Origin of the sequence: Comamonas sp. NyZ500, from assembly GCF_016772095.1 — a bacterium.
GTDB lineage: Bacteria > Pseudomonadota > Gammaproteobacteria > Burkholderiales > Burkholderiaceae_C > Comamonas > Comamonas thiooxydans.
Map to the genome: position 1 here is coordinate 20,980 of NZ_JAEIJE010000002.1, position 24,207 is coordinate 45,186.

24 protein-coding genes are annotated in these 24,207 nt (G+C 63.2%); 9 read left to right on the plus strand and 15 right to left on the minus strand.

What is annotated here, in order from left to right:
• Positions 1 to 10: 10 nt before the first annotated feature.
• Positions 11 to 1,675 (minus strand): Na/Pi cotransporter family protein, encoded by a 1,665-nt coding sequence (locus tag JAO85_RS03720; RefSeq protein ID WP_012837175.1) that lies wholly within the window; start codon positions 1,673 to 1,675, stop codon positions 11 to 13.
• Between the two features lie 288 nt (positions 1,676 to 1,963).
• Here JAO85_RS03720 and JAO85_RS03725 point away from each other — a divergent pair, with 288 nt between their 5' ends.
• Positions 1,964 to 2,251 (plus strand): hypothetical protein, encoded by a 288-nt coding sequence (locus JAO85_RS03725; RefSeq protein ID WP_052263582.1) that lies wholly within the window; start codon positions 1,964 to 1,966, stop codon positions 2,249 to 2,251.
• A 59-nt stretch (positions 2,252 to 2,310) separates the two neighbouring features.
• On the opposite strand, the gene lspA is transcribed toward JAO85_RS03725, so the two are convergent.
• From lspA to JAO85_RS03740, 3 genes are all read right to left on the minus strand, one after another.
• Entirely contained in the window at positions 2,311 to 2,826 is a 516-nt protein-coding gene (gene lspA, locus JAO85_RS03730) for a signal peptidase II (protein WP_012837177.1), read from the minus strand.
• Between the two features lie 117 nt (positions 2,827 to 2,943).
• Positions 2,944 to 5,799 carry an isoleucine--tRNA ligase gene (gene ileS / locus JAO85_RS03735; protein WP_039049840.1) on the minus strand — a complete coding sequence of 952 codons (2,856 nt, stop codon included), beginning with the start codon at positions 5,797 to 5,799 and terminating at the stop codon, positions 2,944 to 2,946.
• 105 nt (positions 5,800 to 5,904) lie between these two features.
• A complete protein-coding gene (locus tag JAO85_RS03740) occupies positions 5,905 to 6,966 on the minus strand; it encodes a bifunctional riboflavin kinase/FAD synthetase (RefSeq protein ID WP_012837179.1) in 1,062 nt (353 codons plus the stop codon).
• A gap of 182 nt (positions 6,967 to 7,148) precedes the next feature.
• On the opposite strand from JAO85_RS03740, the gene JAO85_RS03745 reads away from it, so the two are divergent.
• Positions 7,149 to 7,706: an HNH endonuclease gene (locus JAO85_RS03745; protein ID WP_003066139.1), complete on the plus strand. Its 558-nt coding sequence runs from the start codon at positions 7,149 to 7,151 to the stop codon at positions 7,704 to 7,706.
• A gap of 60 nt (positions 7,707 to 7,766) precedes the next feature.
• Here JAO85_RS03745 and JAO85_RS03750 read toward each other — a convergent pair whose 3' ends face one another.
• The 4 genes from JAO85_RS03750 to JAO85_RS03765 are packed head-to-tail and all read right to left on the minus strand — an operon-like array spanning position 7,767 to position 10,526.
• Positions 7,767 to 8,255, minus strand: coding sequence for a nucleoside deaminase (locus tag JAO85_RS03750; protein WP_003066140.1), 489 nt, complete (start codon positions 8,253 to 8,255; stop codon positions 7,767 to 7,769).
• 24 nt (positions 8,256 to 8,279) lie between these two features.
• On the minus strand, positions 8,280 to 8,615 hold the full coding sequence (gene uraH, locus JAO85_RS03755) for a hydroxyisourate hydrolase (RefSeq protein WP_012837181.1): 336 nt from the start codon (positions 8,613 to 8,615) through the stop codon (positions 8,280 to 8,282).
• Positions 8,616 to 8,658: 43 nt separating this feature from the next.
• On the minus strand, positions 8,659 to 9,174 hold the full coding sequence (locus JAO85_RS03760; RefSeq protein ID WP_012837182.1) for a hydroxyisourate hydrolase: 516 nt from the start codon (positions 9,172 to 9,174) through the stop codon (positions 8,659 to 8,661).
• 14 nt (positions 9,175 to 9,188) lie between these two features.
• Entirely contained in the window at positions 9,189 to 10,526 is a 1,338-nt protein-coding gene (locus JAO85_RS03765) for an MFS transporter (RefSeq protein ID WP_003066146.1), read from the minus strand.
• A gap of 130 nt (positions 10,527 to 10,656) precedes the next feature.
• On the opposite strand from JAO85_RS03765, the gene JAO85_RS03770 reads away from it, so the two are divergent.
• The 3 genes from JAO85_RS03770 to JAO85_RS03780 all read left to right on the plus strand — a co-directional run bounded on the left by JAO85_RS03770 (position 10,657) and on the right by JAO85_RS03780 (position 13,381).
• A complete protein-coding gene (locus JAO85_RS03770; RefSeq protein WP_054073531.1) occupies positions 10,657 to 11,589 on the plus strand; it encodes a LysR family transcriptional regulator in 933 nt (310 codons plus the stop codon).
• Positions 11,590 to 11,657: 68 nt separating this feature from the next.
• Complete coding sequence (uraD, locus tag JAO85_RS03775; protein WP_202787536.1) at positions 11,658 to 12,212, plus strand: 2-oxo-4-hydroxy-4-carboxy-5-ureidoimidazoline decarboxylase; 555 nt, start codon at positions 11,658 to 11,660, stop codon at positions 12,210 to 12,212.
• 221 nt (positions 12,213 to 12,433) lie between these two features.
• Positions 12,434 to 13,381 carry a bestrophin family protein gene (locus JAO85_RS03780; protein ID WP_039049845.1) on the plus strand — a complete coding sequence of 316 codons (948 nt, stop codon included), beginning with the start codon at positions 12,434 to 12,436 and terminating at the stop codon, positions 13,379 to 13,381.
• A 75-nt stretch (positions 13,382 to 13,456) separates the two neighbouring features.
• Here JAO85_RS03780 and JAO85_RS03785 read toward each other — a convergent pair whose 3' ends face one another.
• The 4 genes from JAO85_RS03785 to JAO85_RS03800 form a co-directional block, all read right to left on the minus strand.
• Positions 13,457 to 13,951: a nucleoside deaminase gene (locus tag JAO85_RS03785; protein ID WP_054073627.1), complete on the minus strand. Its 495-nt coding sequence runs from the start codon at positions 13,949 to 13,951 to the stop codon at positions 13,457 to 13,459.
• Between the two features lie 163 nt (positions 13,952 to 14,114).
• On the minus strand, positions 14,115 to 15,230 hold the full coding sequence (locus JAO85_RS03790; protein ID WP_202787537.1) for an acyl-CoA dehydrogenase family protein: 1,116 nt from the start codon (positions 15,228 to 15,230) through the stop codon (positions 14,115 to 14,117).
• Between the two features lie 146 nt (positions 15,231 to 15,376).
• Complete coding sequence (locus tag JAO85_RS03795; protein ID WP_039049848.1) at positions 15,377 to 16,558, minus strand: acyl-CoA dehydrogenase family protein; 1,182 nt, start codon at positions 16,556 to 16,558, stop codon at positions 15,377 to 15,379.
• Positions 16,559 to 16,788: 230 nt separating this feature from the next.
• Complete coding sequence (locus tag JAO85_RS03800) at positions 16,789 to 17,478, minus strand: YceH family protein (RefSeq protein WP_202787538.1); 690 nt, start codon at positions 17,476 to 17,478, stop codon at positions 16,789 to 16,791.
• 86 nt (positions 17,479 to 17,564) lie between these two features.
• Here JAO85_RS03800 and purN point away from each other — a divergent pair, with 86 nt between their 5' ends.
• Entirely contained in the window at positions 17,565 to 18,143 is a 579-nt protein-coding gene (purN, locus tag JAO85_RS03805; RefSeq protein WP_202787539.1) for a phosphoribosylglycinamide formyltransferase, read from the plus strand.
• 50 nt (positions 18,144 to 18,193) lie between these two features.
• Here the strand turns inward: purN and JAO85_RS03810 are convergent, their stop codons facing one another.
• Positions 18,194 to 18,451 (minus strand): DUF1653 domain-containing protein, encoded by a 258-nt coding sequence (locus JAO85_RS03810; RefSeq protein ID WP_087084906.1) that lies wholly within the window; start codon positions 18,449 to 18,451, stop codon positions 18,194 to 18,196.
• 140 nt (positions 18,452 to 18,591) lie between these two features.
• Between JAO85_RS03810 and JAO85_RS03815 the strand changes: the two genes are divergently transcribed.
• Together JAO85_RS03815 and JAO85_RS03820 are read left to right on the plus strand one after the other, a co-directional pair.
• A complete protein-coding gene (locus JAO85_RS03815) occupies positions 18,592 to 19,923 on the plus strand; it encodes an RsmB/NOP family class I SAM-dependent RNA methyltransferase (protein WP_039049851.1) in 1,332 nt (443 codons plus the stop codon).
• 123 nt (positions 19,924 to 20,046) lie between these two features.
• Positions 20,047 to 21,267 (plus strand): fatty acid desaturase, encoded by a 1,221-nt coding sequence (locus tag JAO85_RS03820; RefSeq protein WP_202787540.1) that lies wholly within the window; start codon positions 20,047 to 20,049, stop codon positions 21,265 to 21,267.
• Here JAO85_RS03820 and JAO85_RS03825 read toward each other — a convergent pair.
• Positions 21,242 to 21,637, minus strand: coding sequence for a hypothetical protein (locus JAO85_RS03825; protein WP_012837195.1), 396 nt, complete (start codon positions 21,635 to 21,637; stop codon positions 21,242 to 21,244). The two genes, JAO85_RS03820 and JAO85_RS03825, sit on opposite strands and share 26 nt — an antisense overlap.
• 118 nt (positions 21,638 to 21,755) lie before the next feature.
• On the opposite strand from JAO85_RS03825, the gene JAO85_RS03830 reads away from it, so the two are divergent.
• Entirely contained in the window at positions 21,756 to 23,360 is a 1,605-nt protein-coding gene (locus JAO85_RS03830; RefSeq protein WP_202787541.1) for a PLP-dependent aminotransferase family protein, read from the plus strand.
• Positions 23,361 to 23,376: 16 nt separating this feature from the next.
• Here the strand turns inward: JAO85_RS03830 and JAO85_RS03835 are convergent, their stop codons facing one another.
• A complete protein-coding gene (locus JAO85_RS03835; protein ID WP_237734714.1) occupies positions 23,377 to 24,135 on the minus strand; it encodes a hypothetical protein in 759 nt (252 codons plus the stop codon).
• Positions 24,136 to 24,207: the final 72 nt, after the last annotated feature.

Below are 24,207 nucleotides of genomic sequence, written 5' to 3' on the forward strand. Positions count from 1 at the left end.
GGCAGAGCAGCTAGCGCTGGTTCTCCAGTGCGGTGGACTTGAGCCGGCTGGGCGCCAGGGCTCCGGCCTGCTCGAGAATCGGGTAGGCCACCGAGCACAGCAGCGAGTTGATGCGCTTGAGGTCGCTGATCATGTCGATATGCAGGGAGCTGGTCTCTATGCTCGAAACCGTGTGCTGCGACAGGCGCTCCAGATGGGTGGCCGAGTAGGCCAGTTCCAGATCGCGAAAGCGCGCTTTTTCCTCGAGCAGCTTTTGCGCCTCGCGCACATTGCCGTTGAGGAAGACGCTCATGGCCAGGCGCAGATTGTCCAGCAGATGCTGGGTCAGCTCGTGAATTTCCTGTTTTCCGGCGGCCGAGAACTGGCGGCCCTTCTTGATCTTCTTGTCTTCCAGATCCAGCAGCACGCGCTCGATGATGTCGCCGATCTGCTCCATATTGATGGTGAAGCTGATGATTTCCGTCCAGCGCTGACCTTCGCGCTCGTCGAGTTCGGCGCGCGAGATCTTGGTCATGTAGTACTTGATGGCCGAGTACAGATCGTCCACTGTGCCTTCCAGGTGGCGCACTTCCTCGGAGAGCTTGGCATCGTCGGTTTCAGCCACTTTTTGCAGGCCGATCAGCATGGACTCCACCACGTCGGCCTGATGCAGTGACTCGCGCACGGCGCAGGTGATGGCCAGCGAAGGGGTGGACAGGGCCGAGGGGTCCAGGTGGCGTGGGCGCAGCAGCTTGGCCGCACTTTCTTCCTCGGGCTTGGGCAGCATGGCGGTCACCCAGCGGGCCACGAGTTGGGTCAGGCCGATGAAGCACAGGCTGTTGAAGACATTGAACGCCAGATGGAACATCACCACGTTCTGGCCGGCGTTGGGCAGATAGGGCTGGGCGTACTGCGACCACAGCCCGATAAAGGGCGCGACGATGGCCACGCCCATGATCTTGAACAGCAGATTGCCTATGGTGACCTGGCGCTCCTCCACCGCCGATTTGGCGGTGGTGAGCGCCGCGACCAGGCCGCTGCCCAGATTGGCGCCCAGGGTCAGGCCCAGAGCCACATCCAGAGGAATGGCGCCGGAGCTGGCCATGGCCGCAATCAGCAGCACCACGGCCAGGCTGGAGTAGGCCAGCACGGCCAGTACCGCGCCCAGCAGCAATTCCATGAACAGATCGCTGCTGACCGAGGCCAGCAGGGTGCGCACGGCAGGGGCCTGCAGCAGGGGCTCGGTGGCCTCCACCACCAGGCGCAGGGCCAGCAGCATCAGGCCCAGGCCGATGAGCACGCGGCCGATACGACCGGGCTTGGAGTCCTTGCGCGAGATATAGAGCACCACGCCGACAAAGATGAACAGCGGCGACAGCCAGGAAAGATCGGTAGAGAACAGCACGGCCATCAAAGCCGTGCCGACATCGGCACCGCGCATCACGGCCAGGGCCGAGGGCAGGGTGATCAGACCCTGGCCTACAAAGGACGAGGTCATCAGCGAGGTGGCCGTACTTGATTGCACCAGGGCCGTGACGCCCATGCCGGAAAGCGCTGCCGAGAAACGGTTGCTCATGCTGCGGGCGAGAATGTTGCGCAGGTTTGCGCCGAAGACCTGCAGAACGCCGGTGCGAACCATCTGAGAGCCCCAGATCAAGAGGGCAATGGCTGCTAAAAGATTCAATAAATGCTTCATGTTCTGCCCGCGAAGGAGCGACCTAATATACCCCTGAGTGAGGCCGGTCTGCCCCGATGGCTCACTCTTCACGCACAAATAAGTGCGGAATAAGGAACACAATAGAACAAAAACGAATTATTCGAAACATCGTTTCTACGGATGAGATTTCAGAGGCGACCGAGTTTTCCGTATATCGGTATTGCGTTCGATGCTATTAAAAAGGCGGGATCATGATTCCTGCCATGCCCGGTGCTGCTGCGGTGGGCTTTCTTTTGATGTTGCTGGCAGCCGTGGCGGCTGTGGCATTTGCGGCGCGGCAAGCCCAGGCGGCCGCTGCGCATCTGGCAATGGGTGGTGGCGGTATTGCTGTCCATCTCCACGCTGCTCGGGCCGGCGCAGATTGCATGGATCGATCAGCGGCAGGCACAGCAGATGGCCGAGCAAGAACAGTTGACGCACATCACGCTGGTTCAGTCCGCGGTCCGGGGCGGCATCATCTTGTCTGCGGGCAGCCATATTCGGCGCGATATGCCTGAAGGTGCTGCCGAGCCCGTCTACGAGTCGGCCGAATCCGGCTGGAGCGGGGCGGAATAAGCAAGGCCCGCTGTCTGCTAGAGAGGCAGCGGGCCTTGCCGATGGAAAGCGACTGGCGCTTACACGCTCTGGTTCTTGGCGCGTTTTGCGCGCAAAACCTCATCCAGGATCAGCAGTATGGCGCCCAGCGTGATGCCCATGTCGGCCACGTTGAAGGCCGGAAAGTGGCTGCTGCCCCAGTAGAAGTCCAGGAAGTCCACCACATAGCCGTGTTGCAGGCGGTCCACCACATTGCCGATAGCCCCGCCCAGAATGCTGGACAGCGACAGGCAGAACATCTTCTCGCCAGGGTGCTTGCGCAGCTGCCAGACGATGAGCACGGTGGCAATCACGCCTATGGCCACGAACAGCCAGCGCTGCCAGCCGCTGCCGCCCGCAAGGAAGGAGAAGGCGGCGCCCGTGTTGTGCGCGCGCACGATGTTGAAGAAGCTGGTGATGGGAGTCCAGTCCCCATACTGGTAGTGGCTCAGAATCATCTGCTTGGTGACCTGATCCACGCCGATGATGACAAGCGCCCACAGCAGCCAGGGCCAGATACGGCCAAGGCCTGCGGAGGAGGTCTGGGTGTTGCTCATGGCAGCTCTTTGCTAAGGTTTTTTGATAGCGGTTAGCGCTTGATTCAAAAGGATTTCAGCAAAAATAAATGCTGAAAATGGCTGCCAGCATACGCTGGCAGCTCACTTTTTTAAGACTCAAGCCTTGGTGCGGACTTCGCCCGTGCCGTGCAGATTGCTGTCGCAGCGGCCGCAGATCGAGGGGTGCTCGGGGTTCACGCCCACGTCTTCACGGTAATGCCAGCAGCGCTCGCACTTGGCGTGCTCGCTGGCCTTCACGGTGGTGGTCAGGGCATCGCCGGCCACGGCAGTCGCTGCCGAGGTGATGAAGACGAACTTCAGATCGTCCTTGAGGCTTTGCAGCAGGGCCAGGTCCTCGGGCTCGGCCGTGAGCGTGACTTCGGCCTGCAAAGATGAACCCACGGCGCCGGTGGTGCGCACCACTTCGATGTCCTTGTTGACCTGGTTGCGGATCTCGCACAGGCGCGTCCACTTGGCCAGCAGGCCTTCGTCGCCGGCGGGCAGCTCGGTGAACTTCTCCAGGAAGATGGATTCGCTGTGGCCCACGATCTTCCAGGCTTCCTCGGCCGTGAACGACAGGAAGGGCGACATCCAGCGCAGCAGCGCCTGGGTGATCTGGTAGAGCGCGGTCTGGGCCGAGCGGCGTGCCAGGCTCTTGGGGGCGCTGGTGTAGAGGCGGTCCTTGAGCACGTCCAGGTAGAAGCCGCCCAGGTCTTCGGAGCAGAACAGCTGCAGCTTGGCGACCACGGGGTGGAATTCGTAGACCTTGTAGTGGGCCAGGATCTCCTGCTGCAGCTGGGCCGAGCGCGCCAGCGCGAACTGGTCGATCTCCAGCATCTCGCCATAGGCCACGGCATCCTTGCTCGCGTCGAAGTCGCTGGTGTTGGCCAGCAGGAAGCGCAGCGTGTTGCGGATGCGGCGATAGGCGTCCACCACGCGGGCTAGGATCTTGTCGTCGATGCCCAGGTCGCCCGAGTAGTCGGTCGAGGCCACCCACAGGCGGATGATTTCCGCACCCATCTTGCTCGACACGTCCTGCGGGGCCACGGTGTTGCCCAGCGACTTGGACATCTTCTTGCCCTGGCCGTCCACGGTGAAGCCGTGGGTCAGCAGGCCGCGATAGGGCGCGCGGCCGAAGATGGCCGAAGCCAGCAGCAGCGAGCTGTGGAACCAGCCGCGGTGCTGGTCGTGGCCTTCCAGGTACAGATCGGCCTCGGGGCCGTGGTCGTGGTGGTGCTCGGGGTGGGTGCCGCGCAGCACATGCCAGAAGGTGGAGCCCGAGTCGAACCACACCTCCAGAATGTCGGTGCTCTTGGTATAGCTCTTGGCCTCTTCGGCGCCCAGGATATCTTCGGTGCTGACGCGGCTCCAGGCCTCGATGCCGCCCTGCTCGATCATGGCGGCCGCCTGGTCGATGATCTCCATGGTGCGGGGGTGCAGAGCGCCCGTGTCCACATGCAGGAAGAAGGGGATGGGCACGCCCCACGAGCGCTGGCGCGAGATGCACCAGTCGGGACGGCCGGCGATCATCGCGCGCAGGCGGTCCTGGCCGTTTTGCGGGTAGAAGTTGGTCTGCTCGATGGCGTCCAGCGCGATCTGGCGCAGGGTCTTCTCGGGCTTTTGCGCGGGATCGGTGAACACGCCTTCGCCTTCGTCCATGCGGATGAACCACTGGGCGGCAGCGCGATAGATGACGGGCGTCTTGTGGCGCCAGCAGTGCGGATAGCTGTGGCTGATGGTGGTGGTGTCCATCAGGCGGCCCGCGACCTTCAGGGCGTCGAGGATGACGGGCACGGCCTTCCAGATATGCTGGCCGCCGAACATGGGCAGGTCGGCCGCGTATACGCCGTTGCCCTGCACGGGGTTCAGGATCTGCTTGTAGTCCATGCCGTTGGACATGCAGCTGTTGAAGTCGTCCACGCCATAGGCAGGGGCCGAGTGCACGATACCAGTACCGTCGTCGGCGGTGGCGTATTCGGCCAGGTACACGGGCGAGATGCGGTCAAAGCCCTTGTCCACATGGGCCAGAGGGTGCTTGAAGGGCATGTGGTCGAGCTTCTCGCCCTTGGCGGTGGCGAGCACGCGGCCCTCCAGCTTCCAGCGGGCCAGGCATTTCTCGACCAGGGCGGAGGCCACGATCAGCAGACCGCGCTCGGTCTCCACCAGGCTGTATTCCAGATCGGGGTTGACGTTCAGCGCCTGGTTGGCGGGAATCGTCCAGGCCGTTGTCGTCCAGATGACGATGAAGGCTTCCTTGTCGAGCTTGTCCAGGCCGAATGCTGCGGCCAGTTTGGCAGGCTCGGCAGCGGGGAACATCACGTCCAGGGTCTGGCTTTGCTTGTCGGCGTATTCGATCTCGAACTCGGCCAGCGAGGAGGCGCAGTCAAAGCACCAGTAAACGGGCTTGAGGCCGCGGTAGACAAAGCCACGCTCCATCACCTTCTTCAAGGCACGCAGCTCGGCGGCCTCGTTGGCGTAGTTCATGGTCTTGTAGGGGTGATCCCAGTCGCCGAGCACGCCCAGGCGCTTGAAGTCCACCATCTGCTGCTCGATCTGCTCGGCGGCAAAGGCGCGGCTCTTGGCCTGCATTTCGTCGCGCGGCAGGTTGCGGCCATGCAGCTTTTCGATGGCGTTCTCGATGGGCAGGCCGTGGCAGTCCCAGCCTGGTGCGTAGAGCGCGTCGAAGCCTTCGAGCTGGCGGCTCTTGACGATCATGTCCTTGAGGATCTTGTTCACCGCATGGCCGATGTGCAGCTTGCCATTGGCGTACGGAGGGCCGTCGTGCAGGATGAACTTGGGCGCGCCGCTGCGGGCGTCACGCAGCTTCTTGTAGATGCCTTGGTCATCCCATTCCTTGGCCCAGGCGGGTTCGCGCTTGGGCAGGTCGCCGCGCATGGGGAAAGGGGTGTCGGGCATGTTCAGCGTGGCGCGGTAAGCGGACGCTTCGGGCTTGTTGGACTTCGAATCAGACATGGGAAACCTTGAAAGCAATGCGGTGCCCGGGCAGTTCTGCCTGGGCGTGAATGGTGAGGTGAGCGCCAGTGCGCTGCTGCGCCTGGGACGTGCGAGCAGCGAGCTTCAAATTCGGTCGCGCGTGGTCTGGCGACGGGTCTCTGTGTGCGACGAGGTGTGAGACGGTATGTGGGCCGAGGCGAAAAACGCGCGCGCGTCATCGCAGTCCTTGGCGATGCCGACCGTCAGGGCATCGAGACTGTCATACTTCAGCTCGTCGTGCAGTTTGTGCAGAAGTTCCACGCGGATGATTTTACCGTAGGCACCTTCTCCACCCAGTTGGGCGGGCCAATCGAAACAGTGGGTCTCCAGCAGCACCCGGCCGCCGTTGATGTCGTTGGGGTCCAGCGAAGGGCGCACGCCCAGGTTGGCCACGCCCTGCAGCGGCTTGTCCGTCAGACCATGCACCAGCACGGCAAAAATGCCGCTGGCGGCAGGTTTCCAGTGGTCGAAACGCAGATTCAGCGTGCGAAAGCCGTCCTCGGCTCCGCTCATTGATTCGGCCAGTTTGCGGCCCAGCTTGCGGCCATGCACCACATGGCCCGAGATGCGGTAGGGGTGGCCCAGCAGCTTGGCGGCCTGCTGCATGTCGCCGGCGGCCAGGGCCTCGCGCACGGCCGTGCTGGAGACGCGCAGCCCATGGACTTCATAGCTGTTCATGCGGGCCACATCAAAGCCCAGGGCCTGGCCGGCGTTGTCCAGCATGGCGTAATCGCCGGCGCGTTTGGAGCCAAAGCGGAAGTCGTCGCCCACCAGCACGTACTTGGCGCCCAGGCCCGAGATCAGCACGTCCTGAATGAAGTCCTCGGGACTCTGGCTGGCCAGGGCCTGGTTGAAGGGCAGGATCACGACCTGATCGACGCCGCAGACCTCGAGCTGGCTGAGCTTGTCGCGCAGCGTGCCCACGCGGGCAGGCGCCAGTTCCGGCTTGCCCAGCTTCTGGGCAAAGTAGTCGCGCGGGTGCGGCTCGAAGGTCATGGCGCAGCTGGGGATGCCGCGCTGGGCGGCCTCGGCCTTGAGCAGGCCGAGCATGGCTTGATGTCCCCGGTGTACACCATCAAAATTGCCAATGGTCACAGCGCAGGCCGGGGCCAGGCCGGGATGATTGATGCCGCGGAAAATCTTCATGGACTGCTTTGTTATTTATAGCAACTGGCGCCGATGCATGCGACACAAGCCGTCAATTTGACATAGTTTCAGAGTATATTGCTTCAAATCAGGCAGCTGTGGAGGCTGCACGATTGTGCTCAAAAGCGCCAAGACGCTTGTCCGTTTTCCGTGGTCCAAGTTTGACTGTATGGAGGCTGGTTGTGAAAGTCTTGAAGCTGACAGCCCAGGGGCTGCCGCAGTCCTGGGTAACGCTGGAGCAGGCGGCGCTGCATTACGCAGCAGAAGATGTGCGCTGGGAAGCCGGTGTCGAAATCGCCTGCTTTCGCGGTGGCCACAATGCGGTGACCGGCAAGCAGTCAGTCATTCACATCAACTCCATCATCGGCACCAAGGGCATGCCGAACATCAACCCGCATGAGCTGCTGCCGGGTCTGACCAATGGCAAGCTCTTTGCTCGTGACCGCTGCGTCTGCGCCTATTGCGGGCGGCGCTTCCATGAGAGCGATCTCACGCGCGAGCACATTGTCCCCGTGAGCACCGGCGGGCAGCACAGCTGGATGAACCTGGTCACGGCCTGCCGCGCCTGCAACCACCGCAAGGGGGCCAGAACGCCGGAGCAGGCCCGCATGCCCTTGCTCTACACCCCCTACACGCCCACGCTGTGGGAGGACTTCATCCTGAGAAACCGCCGCATTCTGGCCGACCAGATGGAGTTTCTCGTGGCCCATGTGCCGCGTGGATCGCGCTGGCGCAGCTAGGGCGTAAAAAAAAGCCCCGGGCTGGCGCCGCGGGGCAGGAGCAAGAGGACAGAAACGCGTTCAGACTGTGGTGGAGACGGCTTTTTGCCAGGCTTCGTAGAGGTCTTCGCCCTCGTCGCGCACGCGCTGGCCGATCAGAGCCATCTCGCGCTGCTCCTCGGGCTTGGCCAGTTCCACATAGCCGCGCGCGGCCGACAGATCGTAGGGCTCGCCGTCTTCGTTGGAGTAGGCGAAATACACCTGCTTCACGCCGGCCAGCAACATGGCCGTGTAGCACATGGAGCAAGGGTAGCCGCTGGCATACATGACGGCCCCCGACAGATCGGTGCTGCCCTGGGCCTTGGCTCCTATGCGCAGGGCCTGCATCTCGGCGTGGGCCGAGGGGTCGCAGAGCTCATCGACCTGGTTGACGGCGCGGGCCAGCACCTGGCCGTCCCTGACCAGCACGGCGCCGAAGGGCCAGGTGGGCTGCTGGCGGCCTTTGACATTGCCCATGGCCAAGCGTATGGATTCAAGCAGGTATTTGCCGCTGTCGTTTTCGTTGTTCATCGAGTCGTTCTCCTTGGTAAAAAATCAGCTGCCGCGGTAGGTGTTGAAGAACCACGGCGAGCACAGCATGGGCACGTGGTAGTGCTGGGCCGCGTCGAAGATGGAAAAGCGCACCAGCACCTCTTCCGACAGCGCCGTGGGCTCCTTGAAATGCTCGCCTGTGTAAAAGCGCAGCTCGAAGTCCCCGGTGCGGGCCGCGGCGGCGGGCAGCATGGGGGCGTCGGTGCGACCGTCGGCATTGGTACGGGTGCTGTTCAGGCGCTGCGCCGGGGTCTGCGCCACGTCGTAGAGTTCCACCCGCATGCCGGCTATGGGGCGACCGGTGGTGAGGTTGAGTACATGGGTGCTGATGCCTGCCATAGTGGTCTTTCGATGGGTTGCGATAGAGCGCGGATATGCCGGCTCAGCTGCCGCGCGAATAGGTATAGCTCCAGGGGCCGAACTGGATGGGCAGATGGATGCGCTCTGCCGTGTTCACGATCTGGAAGCGCACCGGCACCTTGGACAGAAAGGCCGGGCGCGGCAGCTTGGCGCCCTTGGCTGCAAAGTACTCGTCCACGTGCAGCAGCATTTCGTAGCGGCCGCTGCGGTAGCTGTCGTCGATCAGCAGCGGTTCGTCGGCCCGGCCGTTGGCGTTCACGACAAAGCTGCGTATCGGCACATAGGTTTCGCCGTCGAAGCGCGAAAAGTCGATGCGCAAGCCCGTGGCTGCAGAGCCATGGAAGGTGTCCACGGCATGCATGGTCAGGCGCGGGCTGACACCATGCAGCACGATGGGGCCGGTGGTCTGGGCCGGCACTGCCGGGGGGGTGTCGGCGGCCAGCGCGCCGTGTGTGCCTGTCAGGGCCGAGGCGCCGAGCACGAGGCCCGAGAGTGCGAACTGTCGGCGCGACGGGGTCGGTGTGGGTGTGGGATGCATGCGGGATGACTCCTTCAGACGTTCTTGCGGCGCTGGATGCGGGCGACGAAGGCGATGGCGAGAACGGCTGCCAGCGCTTCCACGATGGCCACCAGGTACAGGCCCGGAGCGACCTTGCCGGTGGAGGCCTTGATCACGCCCATCAGATAAGGGGCACCGAAGCCGGCCAGATTGGCCACCGAGTTGATCAGCGCCACGCCCACTGCAGCAGCGCCGCCGCTGAGCAGCATATTGGGCATCTGCCAGAACACGGGGATCGCGCTCATGGTGCCCACCAGTGCCAGGACCATGGCCGTCAGCGCCACGATCACGGGGATGCTGTCCATGCCCATGGTGAAGGCCAGGGCCAGCATGCCCACGGCGCCCAGCAGGGCCGAGCCCGCGAAGTGCCAGCGTACCTCGCCACGGTGGTCGGAATGGCGACCGTTGATGATCATGCCGGCCGCGCCGAGCAGATAGGCGGCACCGGCGATCCAGCCCACCTGCATGGGCGAGGTGAAGCCCGCTTCGCGAATCACGGTGGGAATCCAGAAGGTCAGCGTGGAGTTGGCGCAGAGCAGGCAGAAGAACACGGCGATCAGCAGCCACACCATGGGGTTGCCGAACAGGGTGCGCCAGTCGCTGTGGCGCTCGCCCTGGGCCTTCTGGTCGATTTCGAGTTGCTGGCGCACGACGGCGCGGTCCGTGTCGGTGAGCCATTTGGCTTCCTCGGGGCGGTCGGTCATGTAGAAGTAGGCAAAGATGCCGGCCAGCACCGAGGGGATGCCTTCGATGATGAACAGCCACTGCCAGCCGTGCATGCCGTGCGCGCCTGCAGCCCAGGTCATGATGCCGCCAGCCAGCGGGCCGCCGATGACGCCGGCGATGGCCGAGGCCGACATGAAGGTGCCGAAGGCCTTGGCGCGGCGCTTGGACGGATACCAGTAGGTCAGGTAGAGGATGATGCCGGGGTAGAAGCCGGCCTCGAATACGCCCATCAGAAAGCGCAGGATGTAGAACTGGGTCGGTGTCGTCACCCAGGCCTGCAAGATGCAGATCAGGCCCCAGCCTATGGTGATGCGCATCACCGTCTTCTTGGCGCCTATCTTCTGCAGCAACATGTTGGAGGGCACTTCGAACAGGAAGTAGCCGATGAAGAAGATGCCGGCGCCCAGGCCGTAGACGGCTTCGCTGAATTTCAGATCGTCGAGCATCTGCAGCTTGGCGAAGCCGATGTTGACGCGGTCCAGCCAGGCCAGCACCCACAGCACGCCCAGAAAGGGCAGCAGGCGCCAGGAAATCTTGGAGTAGGTGGCGTCGACCTGATCGACGGAAGCAGCAGTGCCGCTGATCGGCACATGATGAGCACTCATGGCAAGTCCTTGTCTCGGAAATTTGTTGTTGGGTTTGCGGACACTTGCATGGTCGCGACTTGTGGCGATATGCGAAACTAAGCGCCTGCTATGAGCCGCATAGCAAAATGCATATCTCTAGGGAAAACACGTGTCTCGCAGCGAAGAACCGTTCGATACCTATTTGCTGCGCGTGCTGTGCACCCTGATCAGCGAAAAAAGCGTGTCGCGCGCGGCAATACGCCTCAATCAGTCACAACCGGCCATCAGCGCGGCGCTGCGGCGATTGCGGGCCATCTTCAACGACCCTTTGCTGGTGCGGGACAAGAACCGCATGGTGCCGACGGCGCGCGCGCTTCAGGCCGTGGAGCAGGCACGTGCGGCGCTGGGCCTGATCGACGGGCTGCTGAGCGTCGGCAAGGAATTTGTGGCCGAGACCACGCAACTGCGCTTCACCATCGCCATGCCCGACTATCTGGCACCGCCCTTCATGGCGCGCGTGGTCCAGCTCATGCGAGCGCAGGCACCGGGCGCGAGGCTGGTCCTGCTGCCGCTGGGCCAGAACTTCGACTACGAGCAGGCCCTGCAAAGCGGCGAGGTGGATATCGTCATCGGCAACTGGCCGAGCCCGCCCGAGCATTTGCACATGTCCACGCTGCTCGAGGACGAGGTGGTCTGCCTGCTCGATGAAACGCATCCTCTGGCCGGGCCGGGCCGGCTGACGGCCGAGCACTATCTGCAGGCCGCGCATGTGGTGTTCACGCCTTATTCGCCCGATCAGCGCGGCGTGGTGGAGAGCAGTCTGGGCACCATGCGCGTGAGCCGTGACGGCCGCGTGCAATGCTCGCACTTCTCGATGGCGCCGGATCTGCTGGTGGGCACCGACCTGCTGCTGACCACCAGCCGCCATTTCGCGGCCTATCACGCCAGACGGTTGCCGCTGACCATGGTGCCTCTGCCCATGGGCAACCGCGTCATGCGCTTCTACCAGCTCTGGCATTCGTCCCGGCACCGGGATGCCTCCCATATCTGGCTGCGCGCCCTGCTCAATCAGGCCTCGCAGGTGCTGACGGCATCGACGTAGCCGGCTGCTATACGGGCTATAACAAGCCAGCACTGTGAGGCGGGAAACGCGCTTCCTACACTGGCCTCATGACTAGCACCACTACCTCCTCCATCCCCACGCTCGACGAGCTCAACGTCATGACGCACGCAGACTTTGCGGCCGCGCTCGGCGAGGTTTTTGAATACGCCCCCTGGGTGGCCGAGGCTGCAGCGCAGCAGCGCCCCTTTGCCAGCCTGGACGCACTGCACCAGGCCATGCTGGCCGCCGTGCATGGCAGCCCGCGTGAGCAGACCCTGCGCTTTCTCTGTGGCCACCCCGAGCTGTCGGCCAGCGCCGTGCGCTCCGGCACGCTGACCGTTGACTCCCAGCAGGAGCAGCAAAGCGCGGGGCTGGGGGATCTGGCGCAGGAGCAGGGCGAGCGCCTGGCCGAGCTGAACCAGTCCTATCGCACGCGCCATGGCTTTCCCTTCATCGCCTGCGTGCGCCACTACACGCGCGCCGGCCTGTTTGCCGAGCTGGCCTCGCGCACCGAGCGCGGCACCGAGCAGGAGTTTGCCGAAGCCCTGCGCCAGATCGGCTTCATCAGCCGCCTGCGCCTGTCGCAACGCGTGAGTAGTGCCAGCAGCCTGCAGGCAGCCTGAGCCCCTATCGCCGCCCAAGCCCCGCAATGCGGGGCTTTTCTTATGCTGGCTGGCGGGTTGGCACCCTATGTCGGGGTTGGCTGCCCAGGTGCAGCAGATGCCGCATGGACCGTGCTGGCGCGGCCCAGGCTGCCTACTGACGCAGTGGGAGTTCTCGGCACTGGCTGAAATCCCCGCATGCTTGTGATTGAATTCGGGTTTAGACCTTATTTCTCGTTTTCATGATCGTCAGAGATCGCCCGTCGGGCTTCAAGCTGCTGTGGATTGTCCGGGGCTCGGTGCTGCAACGCATCAAAGGCGTGCTTGCCGTCAACATCGTGCTGGCCATCATCGTCACCGTGGCGCATGGCACGCTGTTCCACACCAAGATTCCCATCACGCCGATCCCGTTCACCCTGATCGGCCTGCCGCTGGCGATTTTTCTGGGCTTTCGCAACAACACCGCGTATGCGCGCTACTGGGAAGGACGCAAGCTCTGGGGCGAGATCGTGATCTATGCACGCACGCTGGCCCGCCAGTGCCTGAGCCTGATCGAGCTCGATCACCCCATAGACCCGCGCCAGCGGGCCAGCGATGTGCGCGTGCGCATGGTGCACCGGGCCGTGGCTTTTTCTCATGTGCTGCGGGCCCAGCTGCGCGGCCTCAAGGACGATGTGGCGGCCCAGCAGTGGCTGACCCATGCCGAGTGGCAGCGCCTGCAACTGCTGCCGCTGAATCAGCGCACCGATGCGCTGATGCTGGCCATGGGCAAGGATCTGGGCCAGTGCGTGCGCGAGCAGCGCATAGACCCCTGCCTGGCCGTGGAGCTGGACCGTACCCTCAACGGCTTCACGACGGCCGCTGCCTCCTGCGAGCGCATCCGCAATACGCCGATTCCGTTTTCCTACACCTTGCTGCTGCACCGCACGGCCCATCTGTACTGCTTTTTGCTGCCTTTCGGTCTGGTGGACATCACGGGCTTCATGACGCCGTTTGTCGTAGCCATCGTGGCCTATACCTTCTACGGTCTCGATGTGCTGGGTGACGAGCTGGAAGAGCCATTCGGCATGGAAAGCAACGACCTGGCACTGGACAGCATCTGCCGCAGCATCGAGATCAGCCTCAGCCAGTCGCTGGGTGACCCCCAGGTTCCGGCGCCGCTCAAGCCGGTGGACTATCTGCTGACCTGAGGTCCTCCAGAATGCAAAAGCCCTGAACTCGTCATTCAGGGCTTTGTTCATGATGGCGGCTGGAGCCAGTGCAGGCTAGACCGTGGCGCGATCTTCGTCCACGGCCTTTTGCCAGGCCTGGTACAGGTCCTCGCCGGCATCGCGCACGCGGTGGCTGATGACGGGCAGTTCGCGCCGGCCTTCAGGGCGAGCCAGTTCCTCATAGCCGCGCGCGGCCGACAGGTCATAGGGCTCGCCGTCTTCGTTGGAGTAGGCGAAGTACACCTGTTTCACGCCGGCCAGCAGCATGGCGGTGTGGCACATGGAGCAGGGATAGCCGCTGGCATACATGACGGCCCCGGACAGATCGGTGCTGCCCAGGGCCTTGGCGGCAATGCGCAGGGCCTGCATCTCGGCGTGGGCCGTGGGATCGCACAGATCATCGACCTGGTTGACGGCGCGCGCCAGGACCTTGCCGTCACGCACCAGCACGGCACCGAAAGGCCAGGTCGCGGATTCGCGGCCCTTGACATTGCCCATGGCTAGGCGGATGGACTCCAGCAGATACTTTTCGCTGTCTCGGGTGCTCATGCATGTCTCCTTGATCTTTGTGAATGGCGCAAAGATCATAGGAAGAGCGGCAGGGTCCATAGTGCATGCAGCAAGCAAAACAGCACGCCGAAGCGTGCTGTTGACTTTTAGTTTTGGGTTGAATGCAGTTGCCGTGATTTTGATGAATATTGATGCAGGCCTGTTAGGCAAAGACGCCGGCGCTGTCCTGCATATGGGCCGATACCGTGCCCAGGTGGTGCAAGGTGTCGCCGCCCGTCATCTCCATCTGGGTCAGGCGCTTGAAATAGTGGCTGCCCACATATTCGTCCGTCACGCCGATGCCACCATGCAATTGCACGGCCTGCTGGCCCACATAACGCATGGACTGGCCCAGCTGCACCTTGGCGCGGGCGATGGCGACATGGCGCTCCTCGGCAGGCGCGACCAGCTTGAGCGTGCCGTAGTAGCTCATGGAGCGGGCCAGCTCCAGCTGCATCTTCATATCGGCCACGCGGTGGCGCAGGGCCTGGAAGCTGGAGATCACCACGCCGAACTGCTTGCGCTGGTTCATGTACTCGGTGGTGAGCTTGAGCGTCTGCTCCATCACGCCGACGCCTTCGGCGCAAAGAGCGGCATTGCCCACATCCTGTGCCAGGGTGAGGGCAGCCACGCCATTGGTGGTGATCAGGGTGGCCGCTGCTGACCGGCAGACCAGATCGGCCGCGCGACCCTCATCCTGCGTGGCATAGGGCTTGGTGGCGACGCCTTCGCTGCCGTTCTCGACGAGGAAGAGCGCGATCTTGCCGTCGAGCTGGGCCGGCACGATGAAGGCGTCGGCCTGGTCGCCCGCAGGAACAATGTTTTTCGTAGCATCTACCGTATATCCATCGCCGGATTTAGAGGCTTTTGCGGCGCAAACATCAATCTGGTAGCGCGCCTTGCGCTCCTGCGATGCGAGCACAACCAGCTTTTCACCGCTGGCGATACGGGGCAGCCAGGCTTGCTTGACGGCTTCGTCGCCGAACTGACCGAGCAAGGCGGAGGCCACGAAAGCCTGGGTCAGAGGCTCCATCACTAGACCGCGGCCCAGCTCCTCCATGACCACCATCACATCGACCGCGCCCTGGCCCAGGCCGCCATATTGCTCGGGCACGGTGAGGGCCGTCAGGCCCAGCTCGGCCAGCTCGTTCCAGACCTCGCGCGAGAAGCCGCCTTGTTTGGCAATGCTCTGGCGGCGCTCGAAGGTATAGCCCTTGTCCACCCAGCGGGCCACGGCATCGCGCAGTTGTTGCTGGTCGTCGGAAAAATCGAAATCCATATTTGTCTCCTGCCACCGGGCCGCAATTGGCGTGAAGCGCCAAACCAGCCCAGCGAAGCTCAATCTAGAACCCCCTCCCGGAGGGGGCGCGGGGGAGCAGAACGAATTCGCGCAAGCGAAACATCGTCGCCTTCACTGCTTCTGAATCAGCCCAGCACGGTTTGGGCGACGATGTTTCGCTGCACCTCGTTGGAGCCGCCATAGATGGTGGTCTTGCGCATATTGAAGTAGGTCGCGGCCAGCGGCGCATTGCCCAGCACGTTGCCGGGAAAGTCGCCCTGGTAGCCGGCTTCCATGGCTTCCTGGATATAGGGCAGGGCATAAGGGCCTGCGGCCAGCATCATCAGCTCGGAGTAGCGCTGCTGAATCTCGCTGCCCTTGATCTTGAGCAGGCCGGCAATGTCCAGCGGGTTCTTGCCCGACTTCATGGCCGAGAGCACGCGCAGCACCAGCATTTCCAGCGCGATCACATCGATCTCCAGCAGGGCGATCTGATCACGGAAGCGCTGGTCTTCCCAGACGCCTTCGGTTTTGGCGATGCGCTTGAGGCGCTCCAGCTCGCGCTTGGCACGGTTCACATCGGCGATATTCGTGCGCTCGTGGCTGAGCAGGTGCTTGGCATAGGTCCAGCCCTTGTTTTCCTCGCCGATCAGCTGGTCGGCAGGCACTTGCACATTGTCGAAAAAGACCTCGTTGACCTCGTGAGAACCGTCCAGCAGCTTGATGGGGCGCACGGTCACGCCCGGCGACTTCATGTCGACCAGCAGGAAGCTGATGCCGGTCTGGGGCTTGCCCTCGTTGCTGGTGCGCACCAGGCAGAAGATCCACTCGCCGTATTGGCCCAGCGTGGTCCAGGTCTTCTGGCCGTTGACGATGTATTTGTCGCCCACGCGTTCGGCGCGGGTCTTGACGCTGGCCAGGTCCGAGCCCGAACCCGGTTCGGAATAGCCCTGGCTCCACCAGACTTCGCCGCTGGCGATGCCGGGCAGAAAGCGCCGATGCTGCTCCGGTGTGCCATAGGCCATGATGACCGGCGCCACCATCACGGGGCCGAAGGGCACGATGCGCGGCGTGCCGGCGAGTGCGCATTCTTCCTCGAACAAATGCTTTTGTACGGCGCTCCAGCCGGGGCCGCCGAATTCCTTGGGCCAGCCGTAGCCGAGCCAGCCTTTTTTGCCCAGAATCTTGGCCCAGCGCTGCATGTCCTCGCGCGTCAGGTGCAGATCGTTGCGCACCTTGTGCGCAATATCCTCGGGCAGATTTGCCCGCACCCAGCTGCGGATCTCTTCGCGAAAAGCCTGTTCTTCAGGGGTGAATGCCAAGTCCATGCGTTGTCTCCTGCAAATGCTGGAGATTTGTAGCACGCACGTTCTTTTTCTGGCTGTCCGGGTTGCGACAAATGGCGGGAAACCCCAGGGATGAGCGCCTCCTGAGCGGCTGCGCCTGCCTGTCTTTGCGTGGCATGCGCCAGTTTTTGGCGCCGGCCTGTCGTTTGTAACGAAGCAGGCCGCCAGCGCTTATTGGACGAACGCTGGCAGCTAGCAGTTTCTGTCTGGATTTATTCAGCCGGGGCAGCAGGCGGTTCCACGCCCAGCGATTCGCACAGCATCTGCACGGTGGCGCGCAGTTGGGCAACTTCGGTTTCGAGCGCATCCACACGCTGCTGCAGGGCCGATGCATTGCCGCCTGTGCTGGCGCTGCCGGTACTTGCTGCCAGGGCGTTGACATCCACCGGGCCGCAAAGCAGATGGGCCCAGCGCTGTTCGCGGGCGCCAGGGGCGCGCGGCAGCTGCACGACCAGCGGGCCGCCTTTTTCCTCGCTGCGTTCGCGCAGTTCGTCGAGAAAGGCTTCGACCGAGGAGATGTCGGCAAAGCGGTGCCAGCGCTCGGAGTTGATGCGCAACTCGCCAGCGGTCTGGGGGCCGCGCAGCATCAGCAGGGCCAGCAGCACGGCTGATTGGTCGGGCACGCCAATGCCGCGCGGGAAGTTGTGCTCCCAGCGCGTGGAGCGCACGCTGCTGATCTGCACCGACAGGGTCTTGAGGCGCAGGCTGTCCAGTGCCTCCTGGGCTTCGCCCTCGCTGACCTCCATCACCGGGTCGCGGCTGGACTTCTGGTTGCAGCCCGTGACCAGGCTGTTGAGCGTGAGCGGATAGCTGTCGGGCACGGTGCGGGCCTTTTCCATCAGCGTGGCCAGAACGCGGGATTCGATGGCGCTCAAAGGGGTGTTGCGTGGGTCAAACGGCATGGGATCTCCTCGAAAGTCTTAGGGCAGCGCACAGGAACTGGTGCAAACCCGATAGGGTTTGTCCGTCAATGCGACAATCGCCGCCCATGAAAAACATCGTGATCCTCATCTCGGGCGGCGGCTCGAACATGGCTGCCATTGTGCGTGCATCCCAGCAGCAGAACTGGGCAAAGCAGTACAACGCCCGCGTGAGCGCCGTGGTGAGCAACAAGGCCGAGGCCAAGGGCCTGGTGTTCGCGCGGGACAACGGCATCGCCACCGAGGTGCTGGATCACAAGCAGTTCGACAGCCGCGAGGCCTTTGATGCCGAGCTGACGCAGGTCATCGATCGCCATGCGCCCGATCTGGTGGTGCTGGCCGGTTTCATGCGCATTCTCACGCCAGGCTTTGTTGCGCACTATGAGGGCCGGCTGATCAACATCCATCCCTCGCTGCTGCCGGCCTTCACCGGTCTGCACACCCACCAGCGTGCGATTGATGCGGGCTGCAAGTTTGCGGGCTGCACAGTGCACCGCGTGACGGCCGAGCTCGACGTGGGCCCCATCCTGGAGCAGGCCGTGGTGCCCGTGCTGCAGGGTGACACGGTCGAGCTGCTGGCTGCGCGCGTGCTGGTGCAGGAGCACATCATCTATCCGCAAGCCGTGCTCAATCTGATCAAGGCTTGATCAGATTTGATAGCTTCTATCTCTTTATAGGTAAGCGATAGAGCCTATCTTTATGCTGATTTCTGCTCCTCGGCGGGCAGGCGGCGAAAGCGTGGCCGCTCCACGCCATCAATCACCACGGTCTCGTTGAACATGGCGGCAGGGCGCACCCATAGGCCATGCTCGCCATAGAGCGCGCGGTAAAGCGTCATGGGTTCCAGGGTTTCGCTGTGGCGCACCGTGGCTATGACTTCATAGCGCATGCCTTTGTAGTGTTCGTAGAGACCGGGCTCGGTGGTGATGAGTGCAGGCAGATCGTGGTCGGACATGATGCTTTAAAAAGATGAGCTGTCAACGCTTGAAGGAAAAGGGCTGAAGCCTGTTTTTACTATGAATCGTTTGGAGCAGGCCGGCGTCATAGATTTCTGGCGCCAGCCAGGGCCAGGGCGAGAGTGGGACAATTGCGCCCATGCATCCCAAAGCCCTTCTCGACGCTTGCTCTGAACTCGTCAAGCGCGCCCTGACATTTGAACACCCGGCCGATGCCGTGGTGTCCCGCTTTTTCCGCGAAAACCGCTATCTGGGCCCGCGCGAGCGCGCCACCCTGGCCGAAACCGTCTACACCGTGCTGCGCAAGAAGCTGCTGTTCGAAGCGCTGGCGCATTCGGGCAGCGGCGCACGCGAGCGCCGGCTGGCCATCCTGGGCTTTGCCGCCGTGCTGCGCGAGCAGGCCAAGAAGGAAGGCAAGGTCAAGAACAAGGACGGCCAGGACAGCGAGACCTTTATCAAGGCCGCGCTGACGCCCCAGGAACTCAAGTGGCTGGCTGCCTGCGACGGCGTCAAGCCCGAAGAGCTGATGGAGGCGCACCGCCACAATCTGCCCGAATGGCTGGTCGAGCCGCTCAAGGCCCAGCTGGGTGATGGATTCTGGGCACTGGCCGCCAGCATGGAGCAGGCCGCTCCTCTGGATCTGCGTGTCAACACGCTCAACGACAAGCGCTCCGATCTGCGCAAGGAACTGGAAAAAGCCGGCATCAAGGCCGAGCCCACGCCGTTCTCGCCCATCGGTCTGCGTGTGGACGGCAAGCCCGCGCTGGCCAAGGTTGATGCCTTCAACCGCGGCGCCATCGAAGTGCAGGACGAAGGCTCGCAACTGCTGGCACTGATGCTGGATGCCAAGCGTGGCGAAATGGTGGTGGACTTTTGCGCTGGCGCCGGCGGCAAGACCCTGGCCATTGGCGCGGCCATGCGCAACACCGGCCGCCTGTATGCCTTCGACGTCTCGGGTCATCGCCTCGATGCGCTCAAGCCTCGTCTGGCGCGTTCGGGTCTTTCCAATGTCCACCCTGCCGCAATTGCCCACGAGCGCGACGAGCGCGTCAAGCGCCTGGCCGGCAAGATCGACCGCGTGCTGGTCGATGCTCCTTGCTCGGGCCTGGGTACGCTGCGCCGCAATCCCGACCTCAAGTGGCGCCAGAGCGTCAAGGCCGTGCAGGAGCTGACGCAGAAACAGGCTGCCATCCTGGAAAGCAGCGCGCGCCTGGTCAAGGCCGGTGGCCGTCTGATCTATGCCACCTGCTCCATCCTGCCAGAGGAAAACGAAGCCATTGCCGAAGCCTTCAGTGCCGCTCACCCCGAGTTCGTTCCGCTGGACGCGGGCGAGGTGCTCGAGCAGCTCAAGATTGCCGACGGCGACAAGCTTTGCAGCGGCGGTGACGAGGGCCGACGTTATCTGCGTCTGTGGCCACACCAGCACGAGACAGACGGGTTTTTCGCCGCTGTTTGGGTGAAAAAGGCGTAACTTCGGTGCAAATCCGGTATCTGCTGTCGGGGAATCGGCAGCAGCCCGGCCGGCGGATCACCTAAAATGGCACGACCGTGCTTATCGGGTGGGCGCGGTTTTTTGCCAAAGGCTTTGTTATTTATGTCGCTGGATATAGCCTCGATCTGGAATGCCGTCGTGGATTGGATGGCCAATGGCCTGTGGGATCTGTCGTGGTGGCAGCTGCTGCTCTACACCTTGATCACCACCCACTTCACGATTGCGGGTGTCACCATCTATCTGCACCGCAGCCAGGCGCATAGGGCGCTGGATCTGGGGCCTATTCCCTCGCATTTCTTCCGTTTCTGGCTCTGGCTGGGCACGGGCATGGTGACCAAGGAATGGGTGGCCATCCACCGCAAGCACCATGCCAAGTGCGAGACCGCAGATGACCCGCACAGCCCGCAGACGCGCGGCCTGGGCAAGGTGATGCGCGAAGGTGCCGAGCTGTACCGTGCCGAGGCCAAGAACGAGGAAACGCTCAGAAAATACGGTCACGGCACGCCCGACGACTGGATGGAGCGCAACATCTACCGCCATTCGGTGATGGGCCCCTCGCTGATGCTCATCCTGAATGTGGCGCTGTTCGGCGTGATCGGCCTGTCGATCTGGGCCGTGCAGATGATCTGGATTCCATTCTGGGCTGCGGGCGTGGTCAACGGCGTGGGGCATTTCTGGGGCTATCGCAACTACGAGGCGACGGATGCCTCCACCAATCTGGTGCCCTGGGGCCTCATCATCGGCGGCGAAGAGCTGCACAACAACCACCATACCTTTCCCACTTCGGCCAAGTTCTCCGTCAAGCCCTACGAGTTCGATATCGGCTGGGTCTATATCAGCCTCATGCAGAAGCTGGGCTGGGCCAAGGTCAAGAAAACCCCACCGCGTCTGCGCATGGGCGTCGTCAAGCCCGTGGCCGACGAGCTGACGCTGGAAGCCATCATTGCCAATCGCTACGAGGTCATGGCCCGTTATGCGCGCGGCGTGCGCACGGCGGTTCAGCACGAGCTGGACCTGCTCAAGCAGAAGCAGGCACAGAAGTCGGATGTCTCCCTGCTCAAGGGTGTGCAACGCTGGCTGCACCGTGATGCCGACAAGGTGCCCGTGCGTGCCCAGAGCCAACTGGCGCAGGCCCGCGCTGCGCACCCGGTGATTGACCAGATGCTGGTCATGCGCGAAGAGCTGCGTCAGCTGTGGCTCAACACCAGCCTGAGTCGCGAGCAACTGACCGGTCAGCTGCAGGCCTGGTGCCAGCGCGCCGAGGCCAGCGGCATTGCGGCACTCAAGGATTTCTCCGTCAAGCTGCGCGCTGCCCACGTCTGAGGCCGAGCTTGCCAAGCTGCTGCCAGATTCTGGCAAGCGCGAAGCTCAGGCCTTTTCCCTCTTCAAGCCGCTGTGCTGCCCTGTTCGGGTGGGGGCGGCTTTGCTGTATCCGTGCCGCCGGATATTGAATCCAGGCTGCACCTGCCGGCGTGCTCAGCTGCACCCAGGTGCGACTGGGGCAACGCCAGCTTTGCCCGGTTTGCAGCACCATGACCTGACCGAAGTGATTGTCGGTAAAGCTCAGCGGCCCGATGGCCAGACGCAGCGGCCCTTGCTGGCAGAACAGTTCGCTGCCTGGTTCAAACAGCAGCGACGCGGCTTGGCCGTTGTTGAGACTATGTGTTTTCGGGGTGGGGTCCGGCTGTGACATGGTGGCTAGGGGTCTGTGATTCAGGCCTCAAGCGTAAGGAAGCACGGCTTGGCAGAACAGGCACAGCAAGCGTTCCGTGCGGGCGTAGCAGCATGGATTGCTGTGCATCTGTTCCGGTATGTTTGCTGACAATCTGTATCTGTTGCAGAACAGGGCTTGCTGGCATGATGCCTGCCCGGTCCTGCGTTTTGTCATCATGCTGACTTCCTCCCCCTCCGAATCACAGCCTGTCGATCATGCGGCAAGCGATGTGCTGCTGCCGCTGTATCAACGGCTGGCCGCGCACTACAGCAAGGCCATGGAGCTGGGGAGCCTGAAACCCGGGGAGCGCATGCCGTCGGTGCGCGAGCTGATGGCGCGGCATGACATCAGCCTCTCGACGGCCTTGCAGGTGCTGCGTTTTCTGGAAGCGCAGGGCTGTCTGGAGGCCAGGCCCCGCGTGGGCTACTTTGTGTGCGCGACGAGGACGGGCGATATTCCTCTGGCCAGCGAACCGGACCTGAGCCAGCCGCTGTCTCCCGGCGCGCATGCGCATTTCGTGGGCATCAACGAGCATATTTCTCTGCTGCTCGAGCGCGGCCGTCAGGCCGAGGTCTATATGGACATCGGTGGCTGCACGCCGCCTGCCTCCTTGTTCGATCATCACTATCTGAACAAGACCGTCACCCGGCTGCTGCGCGAGCATCCGACCCTGCTCTCGCAGGGGCGCTCTCTGCTGGCCAATCAGGGCAATCATCCGCTGTTTCAGCAGGCCATGGCCAGACGGGCGCTGGCCTCCGGTATCCGTGTGGCGCCTGCCGATGTGCTGGCAACCACCGGCAATTCCGAAGCGGTGAGTCTGGCGCTGGCTGCCGTGGCATCACCCGGGGACATGGTGGCCGTCGAATCGCCAACCTATTACGGCCTGCTGCAGGTGGTGGAGTCCCTGCAGCTGAAAACGCTGGAGATTCCCTGCAGCCCGCGCACCGGCATGTCCATCGAGGCGCTGGAGCTGGCCTTTCAGACCCAGCCGCGCCTGAAGGCCGTGGTGGTGGTGCCGGATCTGCAGATGCCGCTGGGCGCGCGCATGCCGGATGAGAAAAAGGCCAGACTCGTGACCCTGTGCGCAGCCCATGGGGCGGCGCTGATCGAGGACGACTCCTACGGTCTGTTTGTCGAAGGGCTGCCGGTGAAGCCGCTCAAGGCCTGGGACAGTGTCTCCGGGCATGTGATCTATTGCCAGGCCTTCAACAAAAGTCTGGCGCCGGGCCTACGCCAGGGCTGGATGAATGGCGGCCAATGGCATGGCCGCATCCAGATGCTGAAATTTGCACAAAGCCGCAATACCCAGACGCTGGGGCAGCTGGTCGTGGCCGAGGTGCTGGGCTCACCCACCCATCAGCGCAGTCTGGAAAAGCTCAGGCAGCAGCTCAAGCGGCAGCGCGAGGCCATGGCCAGACTGGTGGCACGTCATTTCCCGCTGGGCACGCGCATGAGCCTGCCAGGCGGCGGCCTGTGCCTGTGGCTGGAGTTCCCCGCGCAGATGTCAACCTCGGACCTGTTCACGGCAGCCCTGGCGCGCGGCATACGTATTGCGCCGGGCAGCATGTTTTCCAACTCCGGCAGGTACGAGCACTGCATGCGCCTGGCCTGCACCCATCCGGTCGACGAACTCATGGAGAGGGCGATGCAGGATCTGGGCGCGATGGCGTGCCGGCAACTGGGGCAGAGTCTGCGCAGCTAGCGCTGGCCGGGGTCCTTTACTTCGTCGGTTGACCGGCCATGCACTTGCTCAGGAATTCACGGGCCTTGCCGCCTTCCTTGTAGAAGGTGCTGATGACCTCCTTGCCTTCCACAGAGACCTTGAAGCGGGCTTCTTCCTCTTCCCCAAGCTCCTTGACCAGTGCTTCGGGGCCGCCCAGCGCGTAGACGATGGCTCCCCATTTGCCATTGGACATGGTGTAGTTGATGGCGCCGACCTCCTGGGGCCGGTCCTGGTTCTGGGTCAGAGTGGTTCTGATCTTGCGCGGGCTGGCGGGCTGGGGAATGTCCATGCCCAGAAAGGTCAGCAGGGCACCGTTGTGCTTGGCCGTAGGGCCGGAAAGCTGAACGGCACCGGAGATGCTGCCAAAGATCGCCGCACATTCAAGACCGGAACGCGGGTTTTTCTCGTCATGCGAAAACATCCAGTAGCCCTTGCGCAGCTTCTGATACTGCGGGTCTTGTGCAATTCTCTGTCCTTCCTTGATCAGCTCCTGCCCCTCGCGCAGCAGTTCCAGCTGGCTGCGCGCCAGACCGCCCAGGGCATCGGCGGGCGACGGTTCGGGGCGCTGGGCGGCGGCTGGCGCGGAGCTGAACTGCTCGCAGACGGGTACCGAGGCCAGACCCGGTGAGCCGCCTGTCATGCCGACCTGGCGCTGGCCGGGGCCGGGACCCGTGGGGCAGATGAAGGTCTGGCCGAAGACGGCTGGCGACACGGCAAGCGAGAAAAGCAATGTGCTCAGCGTCCTGTGATTCATCTGATCCATCCCTGTTCGTTGCAAAGTGCCAAGTATAGGGAGGGTCGCTGCGTCAGCTCTCGCGCCGCGACA